Below are 5,740 nucleotides of genomic sequence, written 5' to 3' on the forward strand. Positions count from 1 at the left end.
CTGATGAACAACTCGGGGGTGTCCTGGGGTGCCCCTATGGGGCAGTTTCCCTACGATGCATGGGAAAAGGTCATGTCTGTCAACGTGACAGGGATATTCGAACTGACCCAGCGGCTTTTGCCAATGCTAATGAAATCAGGCACCGCCGAAGACCCGGCGCGCATTGTCAATGTGGGGTCAGTCATGGGTGAAGTCCCAATGGGCGATGGGGCCTACAGCTATTCGGCCTCAAAGGCTGCTGTTTTGCACCTGACCAAGGTCTTGGCCAAGGAACTTTCACCGTACCACATCACAGTGAACGCGCTGGCACCGGGGCCGTTTGTGTCGCGCATGACTGCCTTTGCGACAGCCGATGAGGATACCAGAGAACGGGTTGGCAAGTCTGTACCTCTGGGTCGCGTCGGACGGGACGAGGATATTGCAGGCTGTATGTTGTTCCTGTGCGGTCGCGGCGGCAGTTATGTGACAGGTGCGGTGATCCCGGTTTCGGGTGGGATCAACGTGGTGACCGCCGGAAACATCTTTGCCGAGGCCCTGTGACAGGAAGACAGCCAATGAGAACCGAAACCAATCTGGATCTGGCGGCAGTAGATGCGTATCTAAGCGCGCATCTTTCGGGCTACAATGGGCCATTGGAGGCGAGGAAATTTGATGTAGGGCAATCCAACCCAACGTTTGAACTACGTACGCCAGAGAAAGCCTATGTGCTGCGCCGAAAACCCGCCGGAATATTGCTGAAATCGGCACATGCCGTTGACCGCGAATTTCGGGTTCAAAGCGCGCTTGCCGGAAGCGAGGTTCCGGTGCCGAAGATGTATCTGCTGTGTGGAGACGACAGCGTCATCGGCTCGGCCTTTTATGTGATGGAACACTTGAAGGGCAGGGTGTTTCCAGACCCAACCCTGCCCAAAGAAAGCAACGAATCCCGCACCGCCATTCTTGACGAGATGAACAGGGTTCTTGCTCAGTTGCATATGGTGGATATCGATGCCGTTGGCCTGTCTGACTATGGGCCGGTTGGCAACTATTACGAGCGTCAGATCGCACGCTGGACCAAGCAATACCGCGCGTCCGAAACCTCGGTAATTGCAGATATGGATGCGCTGGCCAATGCGCTAGAGACCTCGGTACCGGCCGATGACGGGCAGCGCACGCTGGTGCACGGGGATTACCGCATCGACAACCTGATGTTTGCGCCGAACCGGGCGGAATGTATCGGGGTGCTGGATTGGGAACTGTCGACGATCGGTCACCCTTATGCGGATCTTGCAGCAGTAATCATGCAATGGCAGTTGCCGCCGGGAAAACAAGGCCGGGGGCTGGCAGGTGTGGATCGAAATCGCCTGGGCCTGCCCAGCGATGAGGCATTCATTGCCCAATACTGCAAACGTCGAGGCCTGGATGGCATAGACAATTTCGGCTTTTATCTCGGCTTCAATTTCTTTCGCATGGCGGGCATTCTACAGGGTGTCTACAAACGCGCACTGGATGGGAACGCATCCGACCCTGACCGAGCAAAGGCTTTTGGCGCATATGTTCCGATATTCGCCCAGCATGGCCTGAAAGCGCTTGAATCTACATTAGAGTAACGCGCTATCAATCTGTTTTTATGTCACTATTTAGCCTTGAAAGTTCAACCTCAAGGTTTGGCAGGCTATTCTTTCCAAAAAACAACTCAGCCCCGGTGAACATGCTGGGAACCCCAAACACGCCACGCCGTACCGACGACTTGGTTATCTCTTTCAGTTTCAGTTTAACGTCGGGGCTCGACATGGCTTCGCGAATTTTGCGAACGGGCAAGTCGTTTTCATGCAGGATATCCGTTAGGACACCGATCTCGTCCGCCTTCTGACCATGCACCCAAATTGCATCAAAAATCGCGTTTATATATTTGACTTCCCAAGGTTTTCCATTGGCAAAGCACGCGCCGCGCATGGCAAGTTTGGTATTGATCGGAAAATGCGGGCTCATATGAAAGCTCAGCCCACGACGGCGGGCAAACCTATGCAGATCATGCGTCAAATAGGCCGTTTTCTGGCGGTTTTCGGAATATGCCTGAAACGGGCTTTGGTTATGCGTCGCCTTGAACACCGCAGGCAGAAGGACAGGCACATATGTAATGCTTGCGTTATGGCGCTCGGCAAGTTGGGGAAGGATCTTATGGGCGAGAAACGCGTTCGGGCTGCAAAAATCGTAAATGAAGTCTATGGTTTGCGTCATAGGGTTCCTCCGTTTCGGTCCCTTGAAATCTTGTTCATTGAACTTCAGGCGAATCTGCGTCGAAATCAGTCTAACATTTCATTGTGAGACACGCTGATGAAGTCTGTTCACGAATTTCTCTGCAACACGCAACTTTTTGCTGTTATTTCAGGTCACAAGCTTAAACAGTCACTGCTTAACACCGAACGGAAATATCTAAATGTCCCACAGGCAATCCATGTTTGATCAAACCCGGCTGGATCGGCTTAGCCATTGGATGGAGAGCTATGTTGAGCAGCGCAAATATGCCGGATCATCCTTTTTGCTGCGCCACAAAGGGGACGAAGCCTTTTTTCATGCCAGTGGTGTCAGCAGCCTCGAGACTGGCCGGCCATTCCAACGCGACACGCTGGTGCGCATTTATTCCATGACCAAACCGGTCACATCAGTAGCGTTGATGACATTGGTCGAACGTGGACTTGTTCACCTGAACGCGCCTGTTTCTGAATTTCTACCTGAATTCAAAGATATGCACGCGCTGGTACCGGGGGCGGAGAGACTGGATCAGACCGAGGCTGCACCGTCTCCCACTCTGCATCAGTTACTGACGCATACCAGTGGGCTAAGCTATCCGTTCAACCCCGGGCTTTTGCCCCAAGCGATGGATGAACGGGACCTTATTTTCAAACCCAATCAGGGGCTTCTGGAACATCTTGTGCGCGATCTGGCAGGGCTGCCACTGGCGTTCCAACCCGGTGCACGCTGGGAATACTCGGTCGGGATTGACGTGCTGGGTCGAGTGATCGAGGTGGTCTCGGGCCAGTCATTGGAGCAGTTCTTTCGAAGCGAAATCCTTGAGCCGCTGGACATGCGCGAAACAGGTTTTTCCGTACCCGCTGGGGCAGGGGATCGTTTCGCATCGCTCTATACCCCATTGGCTGGCGACGCGATGGCGCTGAATTCCGCGGATCACGGTAGCGAAAGCCTGCGACTGTTCGATTCCCACATAGGATCCCCGTTCGAAAACACGACGACCTTTTCCGGTGGTGGCGGTCTGATCTCGACAATCGATGATTATGCCAAATTCGCGGACATGCTTCGAAATCGGGGGGCCGGGAACGGGTGCCGCTTACTTGGTCCGAAAACAGTCGATTTCATGATGCGCAATCACCTTCCCGGCGACATTGCGTCAATGGGTCCGCAGAGTTTTGCAGAGCAACCGATGGACGGAATGGGCTTTGGGCTGGCTGGAGCCGTCGTCCTGAACCCCGGTCTGGTAAAAGTTCCCGGCTCAATCGGAGATTTCAGCTGGGGTGGTATGGCCTCGACTTATTTCTGGATTGACTGGCAGAATGACCTGACGGCGATTTTCTTTACCCAACTGTCCCCGTCAAGTTCGTACCCATCCCGTGCCGAACTCAAGGCGCTGGTCCATGCGGCCATGATTGAATGATTTCCCCTGTACTGATACCCGGTGCCGGACGACACAACTTGCGAGCAGACGATGACCGAAGCGGAACGTATCTTACTGGATCTTCTGGATATTGAACGTCTTGAGGTCGATCTGTTTCGCGGGACAGGGTCGGGCGGTGAAACGCCAACACGCATCTTTGGTGGGCAGGTCATCGCGCAAGCGCTGGCTGCGGCGTATCGGACTGTTGAAGAACGGTTATGCCATTCGCTACACGCCTATTTCATTCGCCCGGGCGATCCGGAGAAACCCGTTATTTATCAAGTTGATCGAGCCCGAGACGGAGGTTCTTTCACAACCCGCCGCGTGGTTGCGATTCAGCACGGAAAGCAAATCCTGAACATGTCTGCATCGTTTCATGTCCAAGATGAAGGCTGGGACCATCAGCATCCGATGCCCGTCGTGAACGCACCGGAAGCATACCCGTCCCGATCTGAATTGCGTAAAACATACGTTGAACGTGTTCCAGAAAGGTTGAGGGGCGAATTGCTGCGCGAACGCCCGATCGAGGTTCGGGAAGTCGATCATCTGGACCCATTCACACCGAAAGTCTCTGATGATCGAAACCAGACCTGGTTCCGTATGCCCGCTGCTGCTTCGGTCGACACCAGAACGCAGCACTTACTTCTGGCTTATGCGTCTGACATGAACCTGATGTCCTCTGGATTGCGGCCTCATGGTTTGAGCTGGTTTAGCGGAGAGTTCAACGGCGCAAGTCTGGACCACGCGTTATGGTTTCACGCCCCGGTGAGTTTTCAGAATTGGCATCTTTACGTGATGGATTCGCCGTGGACGGGGCAGGGACGCAGCTTTAACCGTGGATCGATCTATTCCGAGGACGGTACCCTTGTTGCATCTGTAGCACAGGAAGGATTGATGCGCAGAGTTCGCGCGCGACCTTAAGTGCTGTCGCTAAATCTCTGATTTAACTTCTGCATTCCAACAAGCCACCGATCGTAATCAGCCGCTTTGAATTGCAAATAATCAGCGACTTGTGGATGAGGCAGAACCAAAAACCGTTCATTTCGAATAGCTTGCACACAGGATTCAGCCACATCGCTGGGCTCGAGCATTCCATCAATCGAAGCTACTGAGATTTCATGGCCTTCGGTCATTTTCGAACGTACCGCCTGCGGACACAGGACCGAGACTTTCAATCCTTCAGCGCCATATGTCAGCGAAAGCCATTCGGCAAATCCTACAGCCGCGTGTTTGGTAACCCCATATGGGGCTGCACCAGGTTGGTTCAGCAAACCTGCCGCAGACGCAGTTATCATTATATATCCGCCGCCGCGACGAACCATGCGTGGAACCAGATGGCGAGCAGTCCAGACATGGGACATGACATTGATCTTCCAGATCCAATCCCAATCTTCGTCCGCAACATCGAGACCACCAAGCGTCAGAATTCCCGCATTTGCGCAAAACAGGTCTATTGGTCCGACAGTTTCTTCTACAAAATCAATGAGATCCTTGATCTGCGCTTCGCTGGAAATGTCGCAGGGATACGCCTGACCGCCGATTTTCTCCGCGACCAAATTTGCACCAGCGATGTCGACATCCGAGCAGACTACACGTGCACCTTCATGGGAAAACCGTTCCGCAAGACCACGACCAATGCCTTGGGCTGCGCCGGTGATTATGACAGTTTTGTTCACAAGCTCCATGCGTATTCCGGTCAGGTTCGTTACTGTGTTTTCAATGTGTTGGCTTGCGTTCCGTATTACAAGTGCCCTTATTTTACCATAATACCAATTATACGTTATATGGCATGGCGGAGAAATACTCAGATACAACCGCAATCAGCGATCAGATAAATGCGATCAACACAGGTCTGATGCGTGTTATCCCAACGCGTAACCGGCACCTCGGACTGTGCGGACCGGGTCTTCGCCGCCATGTTGCGTCAAGGCTTTGCGCAGGCGTCCAATGTGAACATCAACCGTACGCGTATCGACATAGATATCGCGTCCCCAAACCCGATCCAGCAATTGTTCACGACTCCAGACCCTGCCCGGCTTTTCCATGAACGTGCTGAGAAGCCGGAATTCGGTTGGACCCAGTTTCAAG

7 protein-coding genes are annotated in these 5,740 nt (G+C 53.4%); 4 read left to right on the forward strand and 3 right to left on the reverse strand.

Annotated elements, in window-relative coordinates; translation table 11 throughout:
- Together AC2FND_RS19335 and AC2FND_RS19340 are read left to right on the forward strand one after the other, a co-directional pair.
- A partial coding sequence (locus tag AC2FND_RS19335) for an SDR family oxidoreductase (protein ID WP_496771345.1) occupies positions 1–540 on the forward strand: 540 nt, incomplete at its 5' end.
- A 14-nt stretch (positions 541–554) separates the two neighbouring features.
- On the forward strand, positions 555–1,589 hold the full coding sequence (locus tag AC2FND_RS19340; protein ID WP_496771346.1) for a phosphotransferase: 1,035 nt from the start codon (positions 555–557) through the stop codon (positions 1,587–1,589).
- Positions 1,590–1,596: 7 nt separating this feature from the next.
- On the opposite strand, the gene AC2FND_RS19345 is transcribed toward AC2FND_RS19340, so the two are convergent.
- Complete coding sequence (locus AC2FND_RS19345; protein WP_496771347.1) at positions 1,597–2,220, reverse strand: 2-hydroxychromene-2-carboxylate isomerase; 624 nt, start codon at positions 2,218–2,220, stop codon at positions 1,597–1,599.
- Between the two features lie 217 nt (positions 2,221–2,437).
- Here AC2FND_RS19345 and AC2FND_RS19350 point away from each other — a divergent pair, with 217 nt between their 5' ends.
- Together AC2FND_RS19350 and AC2FND_RS19355 are read left to right on the forward strand one after the other, a co-directional pair.
- On the forward strand, positions 2,438–3,652 hold the full coding sequence (locus AC2FND_RS19350) for a serine hydrolase domain-containing protein (RefSeq protein WP_496771348.1): 1,215 nt from the start codon (positions 2,438–2,440) through the stop codon (positions 3,650–3,652).
- Between the two features lie 51 nt (positions 3,653–3,703).
- Positions 3,704–4,573, forward strand: a complete 870-nt coding sequence (locus AC2FND_RS19355; protein WP_496771349.1) for an acyl-CoA thioesterase — start codon at positions 3,704–3,706, stop codon at positions 4,571–4,573.
- Here the strand turns inward: AC2FND_RS19355 and AC2FND_RS19360 are convergent.
- Positions 4,570–5,337 carry an SDR family oxidoreductase gene (locus AC2FND_RS19360; RefSeq protein WP_496771351.1) on the reverse strand — a complete coding sequence of 256 codons (768 nt, stop codon included), beginning with the start codon at positions 5,335–5,337 and terminating at the stop codon, positions 4,570–4,572. The two genes, AC2FND_RS19355 and AC2FND_RS19360, sit on opposite strands and share 4 nt — an antisense overlap.
- Positions 5,338–5,514: 177 nt before the next feature.
- Positions 5,515–5,740: winged helix-turn-helix domain-containing protein (locus AC2FND_RS19365; RefSeq protein ID WP_496771350.1), on the reverse strand; the 226-nt coding region annotated here is incomplete at its 5' end.

This window comes from Ruegeria sp. BHSB056, from assembly GCF_059613305.1.

Bases quoted from the DNA above. Each gene is read 5' to 3' on its own strand.
- AC2FND_RS19340 (WP_496771346.1), top strand. From the start codon at position 555: ATGAGAACCGAAACCAATCTGGATCTGGCGGCAGTAGATGCGTATCTA.
- AC2FND_RS19345 (WP_496771347.1), bottom strand. From the start codon at position 2,220: ATGACGCAAACCATAGACTTCATTTACGATTTTTGCAGCCCGAACGCG.
- AC2FND_RS19350 (WP_496771348.1), top strand. From the start codon at position 2,438: ATGTTTGATCAAACCCGGCTGGATCGGCTTAGCCATTGGATGGAGAGC.
- AC2FND_RS19355 (WP_496771349.1), top strand. From the start codon at position 3,704: ATGACCGAAGCGGAACGTATCTTACTGGATCTTCTGGATATTGAACGT.
- AC2FND_RS19360 (WP_496771351.1), bottom strand. From the start codon at position 5,337: ATGGAGCTTGTGAACAAAACTGTCATAATCACCGGCGCAGCCCAAGGC.